The organism is Caballeronia sp. ATUFL_F2_KS9A (assembly GCF_023630765.1).
Classification (GTDB): Bacteria; Pseudomonadota; Gammaproteobacteria; order Burkholderiales; family Burkholderiaceae; genus Caballeronia; species Caballeronia zhejiangensis.
This window is the reverse complement of record NZ_JALQEK010000003.1, coordinates 57,941-72,368: the sequence shown is the minus strand read 5'-3', so window position 1 is coordinate 72,368 and position 14,428 is coordinate 57,941. Positions and strand designations below refer to the sequence as shown.

Sequence of the window (14,428 nt, the reverse complement as noted above, 5' to 3'; positions counted from 1 at the left end):
CCGGTCGCGTTCTCGTTCAACGCGGCGCGACCGTTCAGTTCGACGTTCATCGACTTGACTTGCGTGGTGAAGAGCCACTCGGCTGCGCTTACCGTGCTGTCCTTCGTGGCCTGCCACGCGCCGCAGCCGGCGATCGAGAGCAGACTGGCCGTGGCGAGTGCGGTCGTTGCGCTTCGCATCAGGCGGCCCGTAATGGAAGCATTCGAGTTGTAGTGATGCATGGTCGGTCCTGCCCTGCTTGATTTATTCGGCTGCGCCATCCCAGCGCCCCAGATGCACGCGCGTAGTGCGCGCAGGCTCGTCCGTCGGGGCCGAGCGGTCGAACAGTTGCGTCGTCAATCCCAGACTGGTTTGCTTCGGCTTCAGCACCGGATCGGGCATCAATTCGGGCCGAACGTGCATCTCCAGACGCGCCTCGGCCTCGTAGCCCAGATAGAAGCGCAACAGCGCCATCACCTCCCGATGCGCATGCCCGCCTGCCCGATGGGACGCTCATCGACAGCGACACGTCCGACTGGCTCCCGGCCGCGCGCAGTCTCGATGACGTCGGCTCGCAATACGATGCGATAACGGTGCTCGCGGGTGTGGCGCTCGTCGATGCGCAAGGCGGCAACTGCATCGAGCCTGGGGCGAAACCCGCCCGGCCACGCCGGTTCGTGCGGGAGTATCTGCACGTCGCTGATTTGTACGGCGAAGGTAAGGAAGAAATCAGCGTCGAACGCCACGCCGTCTCGTTGCTGTTCGATTTCGAGGCGGGCGGCGATTACGTGACGTGCCCGGTTGCGCGCTTTATCCGCAATGCGCAGGGACGCTTCGAACTCGATGCGGCCTTCGTGCCGCCGTGCCTGTTCTTGTCGGCCAATACGATGTTGACGACACGCGTGAAGCGCCTGTCGGAAATCCTCAGCGCGAAGAGCGCGAGCCTGGCGGTACGCCGGCGCGAACGTTCGGACCAGATCGCCGACTACGCGGTCGCCGACGTCTCGCTCTTCTGGCTGCTGCACAGCGTGAACTCGTCCTGGCCGGAACTCGCGCGGCTGGTGCAGGCACCGAATCAGCATCCGGAGCGGCTCTATGCGCTGCTTTCGCGGCTGGCGGGTTCGCTTCTGACTTTCTCCACGACGGAGACGTTGCAGGCGCTCCCCGCCTACGACCATCGCGCACCGGAGCCCGTGTTCGCGGAGTTGGAGTCGCTCATTCGCAATTTGCTCGATACGGTCATCCCATCGCGCGTGGTGCCGATCGCACTAGAGCGCGTGCGCGGCACGGTCTGGACCGGCCAGATCGAAGACGAGCGGCTCGTCGAGGATGCGGATTACTACCTCTCGGTGCAGGCCGCGCTGCCCGCTCATGCACTCATCGAGCAGTTCCCGAGACTCTGCAAGGCGGGCGCGCCCGATGAAGTCGAACAGATCGTCAATTCGGCGCTCTCCGGCATTCCGATCAAACCTATGGCGCGTCTGCCCGCGGCGATTCCGGTACGCATCGAGAACCAGTACTTCGCGCTCGATGCATCGCACCCGGCTTTCAAACGCATGATCGATGCGCGCGCGTGTCGGTTCTACGTGCCTGCCTCAATTCCCGATGTTTCGCTCGAACTTTATGCGGTGCTACCGACGTGAACAGCATGACATTGAATATCGACATCGATCTGCTGCCGGTGGCGCTGCGCGACACGGCGCTCACGGTCGCGGATTTTGCCGACGAAAGCATAGAGAAGTCTGCGGACGATTTGAAAACGACGTGCAAAGCTCAAATCGATGCCCTGACTGCCGAACTCAAAGCACGAGGGTATCCGCAAGACGTGATCGAGGACGCCCGATACGCCCAGTGCGCGCTGCTCGACGAAGCGGCCTTGAACAGTCTAAGAGGCGATGAACGCGAGGACTGGGAACGCCGACCGTTGCAGTTGGAGAAGTTCGAGACCAACGATGCCGGCGAAGAACTCGTGCGGCGAATCCGAGAGCGGCTGCGGGACCCCAGACCGGTGCTTGCGCTGCTCGCGATCTTCGGCGCGGTGCTGGATCTCGGTTTCACGGGGAGACTCGCCCTCGAAGGCGACGACGCGAAAATTCGCCTCCGACGGGCCATCGATGCTCAGCTTCGTGTCGAGCAGAGGCAGCAGAAGGATGATGGCTCCGTCATCGTCAAAGCGCCAATTATGCGTGCGTGGACGCAGCGAATCTCTCCGCTCGCCGGCATCGCAGTCGCTTGCGTAGTGGTCGGGCTGATCTGGTTTGGAATCAATGCGTGGCTGGATGCGTCCGTTGCCCGCATGACGCAATGAAAGGAGCGCAGGCATGAAACACGAGGTCAAACGATGATGCGCGCGGGACCCGGCCTCTTTGAGCGGATCACCGGACACTTCGCGGACGGAACGGCGATCATCGATCACTCGCCCGAAGAGCAGACTTTCTATTCGGTGCGGGACAACATCCAGCGGATTCTCAACAGCCGTCGCAAGGCGCTCGCGCATTTGCCCGGGTATGGGCTCGACGATCTGTCCGAGATATACCGGCACTTGCCGGCTTCCGCGCATAAGTTGAAAACCGAGATCGAGTCGACGTTGCTCGAGTACGAGCCACGCCTGAGGGCGATCGACATCGAGATCAACAAGCCCGAGCCGGGCATGCTATTGAGCTTCACGATGGCGTGTCACCTACGACGCGAGGGGCTTGTGCGCTTCGGCACGGACTTCATGCCGGATGGCAGGACGCGGTTGAGGATGCTTCAGCAGGCCCTCGATGAGTGAGCGTTCGACTGAGGTTCCCCTCGAATCGATGTCGTGGCTTCCGCAAGGAGCGATTCATTTCTGATCGCGCGTCCGAGCGCAGCACGCATCAGGCCTTTAGTTGGCGAACGGGTGGTAGAAGCCGCAGGCCTTTCGCTGATCCTTGATGCGACTCGGGCGCGCACGAGCGCGGTTCTGGCCGCGCGATTGACAAGGCGTATTTGCATTGAAAAGACAGACAACAAAAAACCCGCTCAAAGGCGGGTTTGATGGTGTGACGGCTTGCCGATATTGGTTGCGGGGGTAGGATTTGAACCTACGACCTTCGGGTTATGAGCCCGACGAGCTGCCAGACTGCTCCACCCCGCGTCCGTCGAAGAAAAGATTATACGTCATCGCTTACTTTGCCGCAACACCCTATTTTCTAAAACAATCAATCGATGCGTCCCATCCCTCGCGAAGCGCCTCCAAACGCGCATGGCATAATCGCTCGTTCATCATCGTCCATGTATCGGCATGCATCACTTGCGTCGGGGCATCATCGGGAAGATCGGCGGGTTCGCTGCGATATGCGCGATCCTGCTGCTCTCGCTCGCGCCCGTCGCATCGCAAACGCTCGAACATGCGCGCATCGAATCGTTGCTCGCGTCCGTGTGCGCAACCGATGCCCAGGCATCGCGCGACACGCATCCGCAAAAGCATGACACCGTCGATCATCTGCAGGCCTGCGCTTATTGCGATCTCATCGCGCACGCGCCCACGCCGACCGTATCGCCGCATCGCGCGGCCGCCCTTCTCCCGCCGCGCGAAACCTTCGTCGCAAATCATCGCACCGACGCGCCTCGCCGAGCATCGCTCACCGCCGCACAACCGCGCGCCCCGCCCGCCTTCGCCTGATTCGCATCGGCAAACACAGACTTCGTTCATCGCCTCAAACCCCAACGGTTTCGGGCACGCAAGGACACATCATGCTTTCATCATCGTTGATGCGCAGCGCACTCGCGCTCGCGTTCATCGGCTCCGCGCAACTCGCATTCGCGCATGCATTGCCGAAGCTGCAACAACCCGGCCCCGGCGCGACCGTCAGCGCCCCGCACGAAGTTGCGATCGACTTCGGCGAAGCGCTCGAACCGACCTTCAGCAAGCTCATCGTCACCAATGCGCAGGGCACGCAAGTCAACACCGAGAAATCCACAGTCGATGCACGCGACAAAAAGCACATGAGCGTCGCGCTCCCCGATCTCGCGCCGGGCGTCTACAAGGTCCAATGGAGCGCGTTCGCGGCCGACGGGCATCGCACGCAAGGCCACTACAACTTCACCGTCAAGTGAGGACACAATGAAAAAAATCGCTGTACTCGCGAGCGCGCTCGTCTGCGCATCGTTCGCTCAGGCCGCGACGCTCGAGGCCCGCGATTGCTGGGTTCGTGCGATGCCGCCGAACCTGCCGTCATCGGGCTACTTCACCGTCGCCAACAACGGCGACAAACCCGCGACCCTCACGGCCGCGGAAACGCCCGCGTTCGGCATGACGATGATGCACAAGTCGGAAAGCAAGAACGGCACGGCGACGATGTCGGCCGTCGATTCCGTCGATGTCCCCGCGCACGGCACCTTGAACTTCGCGCCGAAGGGCTATCACCTGATGCTCGAAGAGCCCGGCAAGCCGCTCAAGGTCGGCTCGACGATTCCGCTCACGCTATCGTTCGCGGACAAGTCGACGCTCAAGGTGAACTGTGACGTGAAGTCGGCAGCGACGGTCGGCCACTGAGTTTCGCGCCCCCCAAAGAAAAGCGCGCCGGATTGTGAAGTCCGGCGCGTTTTTTTATCGCTAGTGCTTGCTGAACAGATCCATGATCTGCTTGCGCTCGTCGGTCGTAACCTGCGGCGCGGGCGGCGCCTGCATGCCCGCCGGACCCACGCCGCCCATCGTGGTGGCATCGCCCGCCATCGGATTGGCGTTATCCAGCCCGATGCTCGCGACGAATCCCGCGCCCGGCGTCCGGTCGGCGTAGAAGAGTTCGCCATCGACCGTGGTGATGCCGTCCGGCCGCTCCATCTGCTCCTGCGGAATGCCACGCAGCGCGCGTCCCATGTACTCGACCCAGATCGGCAATGCGAGCTGCGCGCCGAACTCGCGGCTGCCGAGCGTCTTCGGCTGGTCGTAGCCCATCCACGCGACCGCGACGAGCTGCTTCTGATAGCCCGCGAACCAGCCATCCTTTGCGTCGTTGGTCGTGCCGGTCTTGCCTTGCAGATCGTTGCGCTTCAACACGTTGGTGCCCGAGCCCGTGCCCTGCGTCGCGACGGTATGCAGCAGGCTGTTCATGATGTACGCGTTGCGCGGCTCGAGCGTCTGCGGCGCGTTGCTCCCCGCGATCAGCGGATTGGCGCGCGAGATCACGGTGCCGCGCGCATCGGCGACCTCGGCGATCAGATACGGATTAATGCGATAGCCGCCGTTCGCGAACACCGAGTACGCACCGCTCAACTGCAACGGCGTGACGAGACCCGCGCCGAGCGCGAGCGGCAGATAAGGCGGCGTCTTGTCCTTGTCGAAGCCGAACTTCTGCGTGACGAAGTCCTGCGCGTAGCCCGTGCCGATATACGAGAGGATGCGGATCGACACGAGGTTCTTCGACTTCTGCAGGCCGACGCGCATCGACATCGGGCCGTCGGGCTGGTCATCGTCCTTCGGCTCCCACGCATCGCCGCCGCCCGCCGCGGGGAAATACAGCGGCGCGTCGTTGATGATGGTCGCCGGTCCGAGACCCTTGTCGAGCGCCGCCGAATAGATGAACGGCTTGAAGCTCGAACCCGGCTGACGCCATGCCTGCGTAACGTGATTGAACTTGTTCTTGTTGAAGTCGAAGCCGCCGACGAGCGCGCGGATCGCGCCGTCCTGCGGCGTCATCGAAACCAGTGCGCCTTCGACCTGCGGCAACTGCGTGATCTGCCAGTTGCCCTTGCCGTCCTTCGTGAGACGCACGATCGAGCCCGGCTTGATCGCGAGCGCCTTCGATGCGTTGTTGCGCAGCGCGGCCGCCACGAAGCGCAGGCCGTCGCCCGCGATCGTCGCAGTATCGCCGCCGACGAACTGTGCGCTCACCTGCTTCGGGCTCGCGGCCGTGACCACCGCCGCGACGAGCTCGCCGTTGTCCGGATGATCGACGAGCGCGTCTTCGATCGCCTCGGCGCGGTCATCCGCGTTCGACGGCAGATTGACATTGCCCTCCGGCCCGCGATAGCCATGCCGGCGCTCATAGTCCATCACGCCCTTGCGCACGGCTTTATACGCGGCGTCCTGATCGGCGGAATCGATGGTCGTCGTCACCGTGAGGCCGCGCGTGTAGGTCTCTTCCTTGTATTGGGCGTACATCATCTGCCGGACCATTTCCGCGACGTATTCCGCATGCACGCCGTATTCGGTGCCCGAGGACTTCGTGTGAATTTCCTCGGCGCTCGCCTGAGCGAACTGTTCGCGCGTGATGAAGTTCAGATCGAGCATGCGCTTCAGGATGTACTGCTGACGCACCTTCGCGCGCTTCGGATTGACGACCGGGTTATACGCCGACGGCGCTTTCGGCAGGCCCGCGAGCATCGCCGCTTCGGCAAGCGTGATGTCCTTCAGGTCCTTGCCGAAGTACACGCGCGCAGCAGCCGAAAAACCGTACGCGCGCTCGCCCAGATAGATCTGGTTCATGTACAGCTCGAGAATCTGATCCTTCGTGAGCGCGCTCTCGATCTTGTACGCGAGCAGCATCTCGTAGATCTTGCGCGTATAGGTTTTCTCGCTCGACAGGAAGAAGTTGCGCGCGACCTGCATCGTGATCGTGCTCGCGCCTTGCGATGCGCCGCCGTGCATCAGATCGGTCACGCCCGCGCGCAGGATGCCGACGAAGTCGACGCCGCCGTGATCGTAGAAGCGGTAATCCTCGATTGCGAGCACCGCCTTCTTCATCTGATCGGGAATGTCCTGAAAGCGCACGAGGCTCCGGCGCTCCTCGCCGAACTCGCCGATCAGCACGTGATCGGCCGTATAGACGCGCAGCGGCACCTTCGGACGATAGTCGATGAGCGCATTGAGCGACGGCAGATTCGGCCCCATGACGACGAGCGCATAACCGACGATGAGCGCGCCGATCACCACGCCGATGGCCGCGAGTCCCGCGAACCAGAGCGCGATGCGTGCGAGCGGAGAGCGGCCCCGGCCGCCGCGGTCATTGCGATCGTTGCGGTCATTGCGGCCGCCACCGCCGTTGCGCCCGCCGCCGTCGCGGCCGCCCGAGTCATTGCGTGAGTCGTTGCGAGAGTCGTTCCAGCGGGGTTCGCGATCGTAGCGCGAGGAATTCGATGAGTCGGGTCGTTTGATGATAGGCATGACTGGGTTCGTTCGGCGCGCCATGAAGCGCGCCCGCTGCCGCGCTGCGATGCGCCGAAAAACGACGCGACTGCCAAGACGGGACGAGCGAATGTGCAGGCCGGATCCGGCCGGAGGTAACAGCGCATTTTAAAGAATTCGCGCGGGCCACCACAAAATGCGCAGGATTTTTTTGTAAGTAAATTGCCGCGAGCCCGCCAGATGCGCGCCAATGTTGTGTTACCCACAGAAAGTGTTGAGAGCCTTGTGGACAACCGTATGAGAAAATGCACAAGTCGTTGATCGCGCGCCGTTTTTGCGCAACGCTCATCGCGTGTGATGCGAGGCCATTCACACGCACGGCCGCGCGCAAACCGATATGATGGATGAATGGATCGCGGGTTCCCGAAACGGCTCTCGCGAGCCTGCAATAACGATGTCGTGCAGTTTGATGAACCGAAGCCGCGGTCGTCCCCTTAGTCCGGTTACGATCGCCTTACTGTTTGTGAGCCGCCCATGACGACCAAACCCAGCGAACGCATCGTTGTTTTCGTGACTCCCGCGCAGAAGCTGGCCATCAGCAATACAGCGGACTCCCTCGGCATCAGCGTGAGCGAGCTCATGCGGCGCGCCGTGCTGAACTTCAACGCGACGAGCGAGCAGATCAAGGTCGCGGGCATCGTCGATCGGCTGCGCGCGCCCAAAGCGCCCGATGCGCTCAACGCCGCGCTGAAGAGCGTCGCTGCGAAAGCCGCCGCACGCGAAGCCCGCGATGCCGCCGCAAGCGCGACCAAACGCGCAGCGCAGGCGCGCACGCTTGCGCAGGCGCATCCCGAGCCCCCCGCATCCGAAGACGCACTCGAGCATGACGCCGATGAGGGCGACGACGCCTCGCTGACCGACGACACGCACACCGAGCGCTAGCCACCGGCCCCCTGCCTGCCTTTTCCGGCAAGGCGCGCCGTTACACTCCTTAACCTTCCGTTAAGTCCCGGTTAAGCCGCGGCATGATTTAATGAGCGGGTAAACCCGGCGTGCACGCGAAGCTCGCGTGCGCTTGCAATCCCGCGCATTGCGCCTCACATTCGAGCCGCGCGGCGCGTGGATCGAGTGAACGCCGCCGTCTTCCTCCAGGAGAAATACATGTCGCTTTTCGATTCCATCACGCGCACGGTCAAAGGCCTCTTGAACGACGCCGCCGACACCATGCAGGACCCTTCGCGCGACGCTCGCCAGATCGTGCGCGAACTCGACGACAGCATCGCGAAGGCGGAAAACTCGCTCATCGAGATCGAAGCGCAGGTCGCGACGCAGCAAAGCAAGCGCGACGCCGCCGCCGACAAGGCGAAGAAGTACGAAGACGGCGCGAAGCGCGCGCTGCAGTCCGGCGATGAAGGCCTCGCGCGCGAAGCCCTCGCGGCGCAGGCGAACGCCGAAACCGAACGCGACGCGCTCGCCGCGGAACTGCAGACGCTGGTGCCTTCGGTCGATCATCTGAAGCAGCAGATCACGGACATGCGTCAGCGCCGCAACGATCTGAACGCGCGCTCGAACATCCTTCAGGCGAAGCAGCAGATCGCGCAGGCGAAGGACACCGCGGCGACGGCGCTGGGCGGCATCGGCGGAAAGAATCTTTCGGAGGACTTTCAGAAGCTCGAAGACAAGGTTCAGCTCGCCAACGCCCGCTCGGATGCGCGCCTGAATTCGGCGGACCAGAAGTCCGGCAAGGCGCTCGATGACAAGCTCGCCGCGCTCAATCGCGGGCCTTCCGTCGAAGACCGTCTCGAAGCGCTGAAGAAGCAGTTGAATCCGCCGGCGCAATAAGTGCTGGCGAGTGCATGCGTGGCGAGCCGCCGGGCAAAGCCACGCGTCGCACGAATATGCGTTACCTTGAGCAGTACACGATTGCATCGACAGGAGACGGACGTTCATCGCGTCCGGCCCGCATCATGAAAAAGTTCTTGACGGCTCTGGCGTTGTCGCTGTCGCTCGCATCCCCGCTCGCGTTCGCGTTGCCGACCGCGCAGCAGGTCGAGCAGTCGATGACGCAGGGCAACTGGCAAAAGGCCGACTCGCAACTGAGCGAAGTGCTTGAGGCGCATCCGAAGAACGCGCACGCGCATTATCTCTACGCGCAGGTTCTCGACCGCGAAGGCCGTTACAGCGACGCCCTTTCGCATCTGCAACAAGCGAAATCGCTCGATCCCGCATTGAGCTTCACCGATCCTTCGCGCTTCGCGGCCACGCAGGCCCGCATTCAGGCCGATGCGACGCGCGAGAGCATCTCGCCGCGATCGGACAACGGCGCGACTACGTCGAGCGCACAGAATCCCTTCAATCAGCAACAAGCCGCGCCCGCGCCGCAGACGCACGGCATCGGCATGGGCGCGTGGATCGGTTTGGCGATCCTGATCGCGGCGATCGCGCTCGTGCTGCGCTGGGGCTTGCGCCGTGCGCGCTCACGCGACGACGGTCAGGCCGAGAACGATCGCCGTTCGCAGATCAAGCGCGCAACCGAACTGCTCAACGAAGTGCGCACGCTCAAACTAGACGTGCGGCTCTCCACCGCGCCGGGCCATGAAGCGCTGCTGAAGGACGTGGAAGGCGCGGAAACGCAGTTGCGCGAGATGGTCGAATCGCTGTCGAACTCGAAGAATCCGGTACCGCCGTATGCGATCGAAGATCTGGAGAATCAGGTTGCAAGCCTGAAGGCGCGCGCCGAAGGCCGGCCCGATCCGAACGCGAACAACTATGCGCAAGCCGGCGCACCGAACGGCTCGCCATATGCGCAGGAAGCCGAGCGTTTCGGACGCGGCCAGCCGCAGTATCCGCAGCAAGGGCCGTATCCGCCGCAGCAAGGGCAGCAGCCGCCCGTCATCATCCAGCAAGGCGGCGGCGGGTTCGGCGGCGGCATGGGCGGATTGCTTACCGGCGTGCTGCTGGGCGAGGCGCTCTCGCATGGGCGCGATCGCGTGATCGAGCGCGAAGTCCCCGTCGATCGTCCGCCGCAGAACGATAACGGCGGTCTCGACTTCGGCAACAACAACGGCGGCGGCCTCGATTTCGGCAACGGCTCCAACGACTGGAACGATGGCGGCGGGGGCGGAAACCTCGACCTCGGCAGCAACGACGACAGCTGGCGCGATTCCTGATCTGCTCGCGTACGAAAAACAAGGGCTCCGTTTCGCGGAGCCCTTTTGGTTTCGTCGTGAAGATCAGCGCATCAACCGCCGCCGAGAAAGCGCAGCAGGCCCCAGAGAAACTTGAAGAAGCCGACGATGAATTCCCAGATGCGCTCGAGCTGATCCCAGCTCGCGACGCGCAGGATGGCATGCAGGATCATGCCGTCGGCGCCACGCGGCCTTGAAGAGGCGCGCGTTCATGCGTGAAAGATACGGCCATCGTGGAAAAAAGAAGGCGGCTCCCGCCGCCTACTGTCGCTATCGCAAAAACCAGATGATAACCGCTCGCGCGCCGGACCCCGCCGACGCGAGCCTCAACTCGCCTCGCCTTCAGGCGGGACTTCGTCCGTCAGCGCTTCTTCCAGCCGCTTGAAAATGCGCTTGGTCGCGCCGCGCGGCTGAAGCGCAAACAGGAGCAGCGAGCGGCCCGTCACCTGATACACATCGTCCGCGCCGAACTCCGGCAATTCCTCGCGAATCGGCGCGTTGGTGTCGATGAGACAGATCCACTCGTCGGGGCCCGGAATGTCGGGCAGCGTGAAATCGACCACGTCGTGATACGCGTTGACGATGAGCAGCAGCGTCGCATCCGATGCCGGCTTGCGGATGCCCGTCGCCTGCGCGCGCCCGTCCATCACCACGCCGAAGCAGCGCATGTTCGGATCGTCCCATTGCTCCTGCGTGAGTTCGTCGCCGGTCGTGCCGAGCCACCGGACGTCGGCGACCTGCAGGTCCTCGTTGTATTCGCCGGTCAGGAAGCGCTGGCGCCTGAGCACCGGCAGCGTGTGACGCAGCGTCGTCAGCTTGCGCACGAATTCGGTGAGCGCGCGGCCATCGTCGTCGATGTCCCAGTTCACCCAGCTGATGTCGTTGTCCTGGCAATACGCGTTGTTGTTGCCCTTCTGCGTGCGGCCGAATTCGTCGCCGGCGAGCAGCATCGGCGTGCCTTGCGAAAACAGCAGCGTCGCGAGCATGTTGCGCTTCTGGCGCTCGCGCAGCGCGCGAATCTCGGGGTCGTCGGTCGGACCTTCGACGCCGCAGTTCCACGATTTGTTGTCCGAATGGCCGTCCTTGTTGTCCTCGCCGTTCGCCTCGTTGTGCTTCTCGTTGTACGAGACGAGATCGTTCAGCGTGAAGCCGTCGTGCGCGGTGATGAAGTTCACGCTCGCCCACGGACGGCGCCCGCGCTTGTTGAACTTGTCGCCCGATGCGGTGATGCGCTTGCCGAGCTCAGGCGACACGCCTTCGTCGCCCTTCCAGAATTCGCGCACGGTGTCCCGGTAACGATCGTTCCATTCCGCCCAGCCCGGCGGAAAGCCGCCCACCTGATAGCCGCCCGGACCGCAATCCCACGGTTCCGCGATGAGCTTCACGCTCGAGAGAATCGGGTCTTGCCGGCAACTGTCGAGAAAGCCGCCGCCCTCGTCGAAGCCGTAGGGCTCGCGGCCAAGAATCGTCGCGAGATCGAAGCGAAAGCCATCGACGTTCATCTCCGTCACCCAGTAGCGCAGGCTGTCGGTGACCATCTGCAGGACGCGCGGATGCGACAGGTTGAGCGTATTGCCGGTGCCGGTATCGTTGATGTAATAGCGCGATTCCTCGGGCATCAGCCGGTAGTACGACGCATTGTCGATGCCGCGAAACGACAGCGTCGGCCCGCGTTCGTTGCCTTCGGCGGTGTGGTTGTACACGACGTCGAGGATGACTTCGAGGCCGGCCTCGTGCAGCCGGTCGACCATTTCCTTGAACTCGGCGACGACGCCCGGCCCGCGCGCGAAGTAGCGCGGATCGGCGGCGAAGAAGCCGATCGTGTTGTAACCCCAGTAATTCGTGAGGCCCTTGTCGAGCAGATAACTGTCGTTGACGAACGCGTGGATCGGCAAAAGCTCGACCGACGTCACGCCCAGGCTCTTGATGTAATCGACCACTTCCTTCTGTCCGAGCCCCTCGAAAGTGCCGCGCATGTGCTCCGGAATCGCCGGATGCAGCTTCGTGTAGCCGCGCACGTGCGTCTCGTAGAAGATCGTGTGCTCCCACGGCACGCGCACGCGCGTCGCATGCGTCCACGAGAAGTCCTGATCGACGACCTGGCACTTCTGCATGAAGGGCGCGCTGTCGCGTTCGTCGAAGGTGAGATCGTCGCCTTCGGCGTTGAGCGTATAGCCGAACACGGCCGGGTCCCACTTCAGTTCGCCGACGTGCGCCTTCGCGTACGGATCGAGCAGCAGCTTGTTGGGATTGAAGCGATGTCCGGCTTCGGGCTCGTACGGTCCATGCACGCGATAGCCATAGACCGCGCCGGGTTGCAGGCCGTGAACGTAGACGTGCCAGACTTCATCGGTGTATTCGGGCAGTTCGATGCGCTGCGTTTCCTTTTCGCCCTTCTCATCGAAGAGACACAGCTCGACTTTGGTCGCGTTCGCGGAAAACAGCGCGAAATTCACGCCCTGTCCGTCCCAGGTTGCGCCGAGCGGAAACGGGGAGCCTTCGGCAATGCGGATTTCGTTGGGCATGAGATGATGTGTTCGAAAGATTGACGCGAAGTGCGTCGGGATCGTGCGTTGGCATTGCGCGGCTTCAAGCCGATCGTAAAGAGCATATCCCGTGCCCGTGGCCCGGCCCGGCGTGCAGCTTGCTTCATGCGGTTCGCGCCATCGAGACGCACCCGCGTCATGCGCTGCGCGTGTAAAACCTTCCCGCCGGGAGCGCCGAATGCTCTGCGTTCGACGAACGCTCGACACGCCCTTTTATCGCCGAAGGAGAACGCGCCTTGTCCACCCGCCCTGGTTCCGCTTCGACGAATACACCCATCAACGGCGCGGCCGAGCAAAGCCGCGCCATGGGCCGTTCACTGCGCGACGCGGTTCCGTTCGACGCGCACGGCGCCTGGTCGCCCGAGCCGGACCGGCCCGATCCCGTGGAACGCGTGCTCGCGGGCAACGCGGGCCGGCAGGAGCGGCTCATTCCGCTGCGGATGCAGCGCATGGCCGAGTCGCCGTTCGCGTTCCTGCGCGGCTCCGCGACGGTGATGGCGTGGGATCTGGCGAAGTCGCCTTCGATCGGCCACAACGTCATCATCGACGGCGACGCGCACGTCAATAATTTCGGCCTTTTTCGCACGCCGCGCCAGGACGTCGTGTTCGATCTGAACGATTTCGACGAAACGCTCGTCGGCCCGTGGGAATGGGACTTGAAGCGTCTGACCGCGAGCATCAACGTCGCGGCGCGCGAAAATGGCGTCGATGCCGCCGGGCGCGAAAGCGCCGTGCGTTCGGCGTGCGCCGCGTATCGCACGACGATGGCCGGACTCTGGCAAGTAAGCCCCTACGATCTCTGGCAGATGCGCTCCTACGCGAGCGCGCTGCACATGGACGCGCCCACGAAGCTCGATTCCGACGAGAAGGCGACCATAGAGAAAACCGTTGAACGCGCGATGAAGCGCTCGCACGCGACGATGCTCGCGAAAGTCGCGGAGCCCGTCGGCAAAAGCTATCGCTTCAAGGCCGATCCGCCGATCCTGACCGCGCTCGACGCCGCCGAGAAAAATCATGTGATCGATGGCCTGAAGGCTTATCTGGAAACGCTCGCCGGCGAATGGCGCATGATGCTCGAACGCTACGACGTCGTGGATGTCGCGCATCGCGTCGTCGGCGTGGGCAGCGTCGGCACGCGCGCGTATCTCGTGCTGATGCTCGGCCGCGCGCTCGGCGATCCGCTCTTCATTCAGGTGAAGGAAGGCATCGTGCCGGCCGCCGCGCCGTTCGTGCCGCCGCTCCCGGAGCCGTATCGCCATCAGGGACGGCGGGTCGTGCATGGTCAGCGTCTGATGCAGAGTTCATCGGATGCGCTGCTCGGCTGGACGACCATTTCCGGCCGCGACTTCTACGTGCGCCAGATGAAGCAGATCCGCGGCTCGATTCCCGTCGACTGGCTGCACGGCGCGACCTTCGACTTTTACGCGTGGTGCCTCGGCCTCCTGCTCGCCCGCGCCCACGCGCGCACCGGCGATGCCGCGCTCATCGCCGGGTATTGCGGCAACTCCGACCGGCTCGACGCCGCCTACGCGATGTGGGCCGAGCGCTATGGCGCGCAGACGGTCGCCGATCACGCGGCTTTTTGCGCGGCGATCAGCGTGGGGCGCGTGCCGTCGGCCTGA

13 protein-coding genes, 1 tRNA gene and 1 pseudogene are annotated in these 14,428 nt (G+C 63.5%); 10 read left to right on the top strand and 5 right to left on the bottom strand.

From position 1 onward, the window contains the following. Both NCS67_RS05625 and NCS67_RS05620 read right to left on the bottom strand, forming a co-directional pair. Positions 1-221, bottom strand: a pseudogene (locus NCS67_RS05625) (hypothetical protein); the annotation flags it as partial. A gap of 22 nt (positions 222-243) precedes the next feature. Continuing rightward, positions 244-453: a hypothetical protein gene (locus NCS67_RS05620; RefSeq protein WP_350029128.1), complete on the bottom strand. Its 210-nt coding sequence runs from the start codon at positions 451-453 to the stop codon at positions 244-246. Here NCS67_RS05620 and tssK point away from each other — a divergent pair. Genes tssK through tssE form a run of 3 tightly spaced genes read left to right on the top strand, consistent with a single transcriptional unit; the run spans position 384 to position 2,752 of the window. After that, positions 384-1,622 (top strand): type VI secretion system baseplate subunit TssK, encoded by a 1,239-nt coding sequence (tssK, locus tag NCS67_RS05615; RefSeq protein ID WP_350029129.1) that lies wholly within the window; start codon positions 384-386, stop codon positions 1,620-1,622. The genes NCS67_RS05620 and tssK overlap by 70 nt on opposite strands. A gap of 5 nt (positions 1,623-1,627) precedes the next feature. Beyond that, entirely contained in the window at positions 1,628-2,287 is a 660-nt protein-coding gene (locus NCS67_RS05610; RefSeq protein WP_250434611.1) for a DotU/TssL family secretion system protein, read from the top strand. Positions 2,288-2,323: 36 nt separating this feature from the next. Next, positions 2,324-2,752, top strand: a complete 429-nt coding sequence (tssE, locus tag NCS67_RS05605) for a type VI secretion system baseplate subunit TssE (RefSeq protein WP_244808114.1) — start codon at positions 2,324-2,326, stop codon at positions 2,750-2,752. A 271-nt stretch (positions 2,753-3,023) separates the two neighbouring features. Here tssE and NCS67_RS05600 read toward each other — a convergent pair. Beyond that, a tRNA-Met gene (locus tag NCS67_RS05600) sits at positions 3,024-3,100 on the bottom strand. Positions 3,101-3,247: 147 nt separating this feature from the next. Between NCS67_RS05600 and NCS67_RS05595 the strand changes: the two genes are divergently transcribed. From NCS67_RS05595 to NCS67_RS05585, 3 genes are all read left to right on the top strand, one after another. Continuing rightward, positions 3,248-3,628: a DUF2946 domain-containing protein gene (locus NCS67_RS05595; RefSeq protein ID WP_008349967.1), complete on the top strand. Its 381-nt coding sequence runs from the start codon at positions 3,248-3,250 to the stop codon at positions 3,626-3,628. A gap of 71 nt (positions 3,629-3,699) precedes the next feature. Beyond that, positions 3,700-4,062, top strand: a complete 363-nt coding sequence (locus NCS67_RS05590; RefSeq protein ID WP_008349969.1) for a copper resistance CopC family protein — start codon at positions 3,700-3,702, stop codon at positions 4,060-4,062. Positions 4,063-4,069: 7 nt separating this feature from the next. Further along, on the top strand, positions 4,070-4,501 hold the full coding sequence (locus tag NCS67_RS05585; protein WP_008349971.1) for a copper chaperone PCu(A)C: 432 nt from the start codon (positions 4,070-4,072) through the stop codon (positions 4,499-4,501). A gap of 60 nt (positions 4,502-4,561) precedes the next feature. Here NCS67_RS05585 and NCS67_RS05580 read toward each other — a convergent pair whose 3' ends face one another. After that, positions 4,562-7,111 (bottom strand): penicillin-binding protein 1A, encoded by a 2,550-nt coding sequence (locus NCS67_RS05580; protein WP_244808038.1) that lies wholly within the window; start codon positions 7,109-7,111, stop codon positions 4,562-4,564. Positions 7,112-7,606: 495 nt separating this feature from the next. Between NCS67_RS05580 and NCS67_RS05575 the strand changes: the two genes are divergently transcribed. The 3 genes from NCS67_RS05575 (at position 7,607) to NCS67_RS05565 (ending at position 10,242) form a co-directional block, all read left to right on the top strand. Then, a complete protein-coding gene (locus NCS67_RS05575) occupies positions 7,607-8,014 on the top strand; it encodes a plasmid mobilization protein (RefSeq protein WP_008349975.1) in 408 nt (135 codons plus the stop codon). A gap of 219 nt (positions 8,015-8,233) precedes the next feature. Next, positions 8,234-8,914: a PspA/IM30 family protein gene (locus NCS67_RS05570; RefSeq protein WP_008349976.1), complete on the top strand. Its 681-nt coding sequence runs from the start codon at positions 8,234-8,236 to the stop codon at positions 8,912-8,914. A gap of 125 nt (positions 8,915-9,039) precedes the next feature. Beyond that, positions 9,040-10,242 (top strand): tetratricopeptide repeat protein, encoded by a 1,203-nt coding sequence (locus NCS67_RS05565; protein WP_250434610.1) that lies wholly within the window; start codon positions 9,040-9,042, stop codon positions 10,240-10,242. A 344-nt stretch (positions 10,243-10,586) separates the two neighbouring features. On the opposite strand, the gene glgX is transcribed toward NCS67_RS05565, so the two are convergent. After that, positions 10,587-12,785, bottom strand: a complete 2,199-nt coding sequence (gene glgX, locus NCS67_RS05560; protein WP_008349981.1) for a glycogen debranching protein GlgX — start codon at positions 12,783-12,785, stop codon at positions 10,587-10,589. Between the two features lie 257 nt (positions 12,786-13,042). Here glgX and NCS67_RS05555 point away from each other — a divergent pair, with 257 nt between their 5' ends. Beyond that, positions 13,043-14,428, top strand: a complete 1,386-nt coding sequence (locus tag NCS67_RS05555) for a DUF2252 domain-containing protein (RefSeq protein WP_175980003.1) — start codon at positions 13,043-13,045, stop codon at positions 14,426-14,428.

What these genes read in the sequence shown, in the direction of transcription:
- NCS67_RS05620 (WP_350029128.1), bottom strand. Translation starts at nt 453, where the DNA reads ATGGCGCTGTTGCGCTTCTATCTGGGCTACGAGGCCGAGGCGCGTCTG.
- NCS67_RS05610 (WP_250434611.1), top strand. Translation starts at nt 1,628, where the DNA reads ATGACATTGAATATCGACATCGATCTGCTGCCGGTGGCGCTGCGCGAC.
- tssE (WP_244808114.1), top strand. Translation starts at nt 2,324, where the DNA reads ATGCGCGCGGGACCCGGCCTCTTTGAGCGGATCACCGGACACTTCGCG.
- NCS67_RS05595 (WP_008349967.1), top strand. Translation starts at nt 3,248, where the DNA reads ATGCATCACTTGCGTCGGGGCATCATCGGGAAGATCGGCGGGTTCGCT.
- NCS67_RS05590 (WP_008349969.1), top strand. Translation starts at nt 3,700, where the DNA reads ATGCTTTCATCATCGTTGATGCGCAGCGCACTCGCGCTCGCGTTCATC.
- NCS67_RS05585 (WP_008349971.1), top strand. Translation starts at nt 4,070, where the DNA reads ATGAAAAAAATCGCTGTACTCGCGAGCGCGCTCGTCTGCGCATCGTTC.
- NCS67_RS05580 (WP_244808038.1), bottom strand. Translation starts at nt 7,111, where the DNA reads ATGCCTATCATCAAACGACCCGACTCATCGAATTCCTCGCGCTACGAT.
- NCS67_RS05575 (WP_008349975.1), top strand. Translation starts at nt 7,607, where the DNA reads ATGACGACCAAACCCAGCGAACGCATCGTTGTTTTCGTGACTCCCGCG.
- NCS67_RS05570 (WP_008349976.1), top strand. Translation starts at nt 8,234, where the DNA reads ATGTCGCTTTTCGATTCCATCACGCGCACGGTCAAAGGCCTCTTGAAC.
- NCS67_RS05565 (WP_250434610.1), top strand. Translation starts at nt 9,040, where the DNA reads ATGAAAAAGTTCTTGACGGCTCTGGCGTTGTCGCTGTCGCTCGCATCC.
- glgX (WP_008349981.1), bottom strand. Translation starts at nt 12,785, where the DNA reads ATGCCCAACGAAATCCGCATTGCCGAAGGCTCCCCGTTTCCGCTCGGC.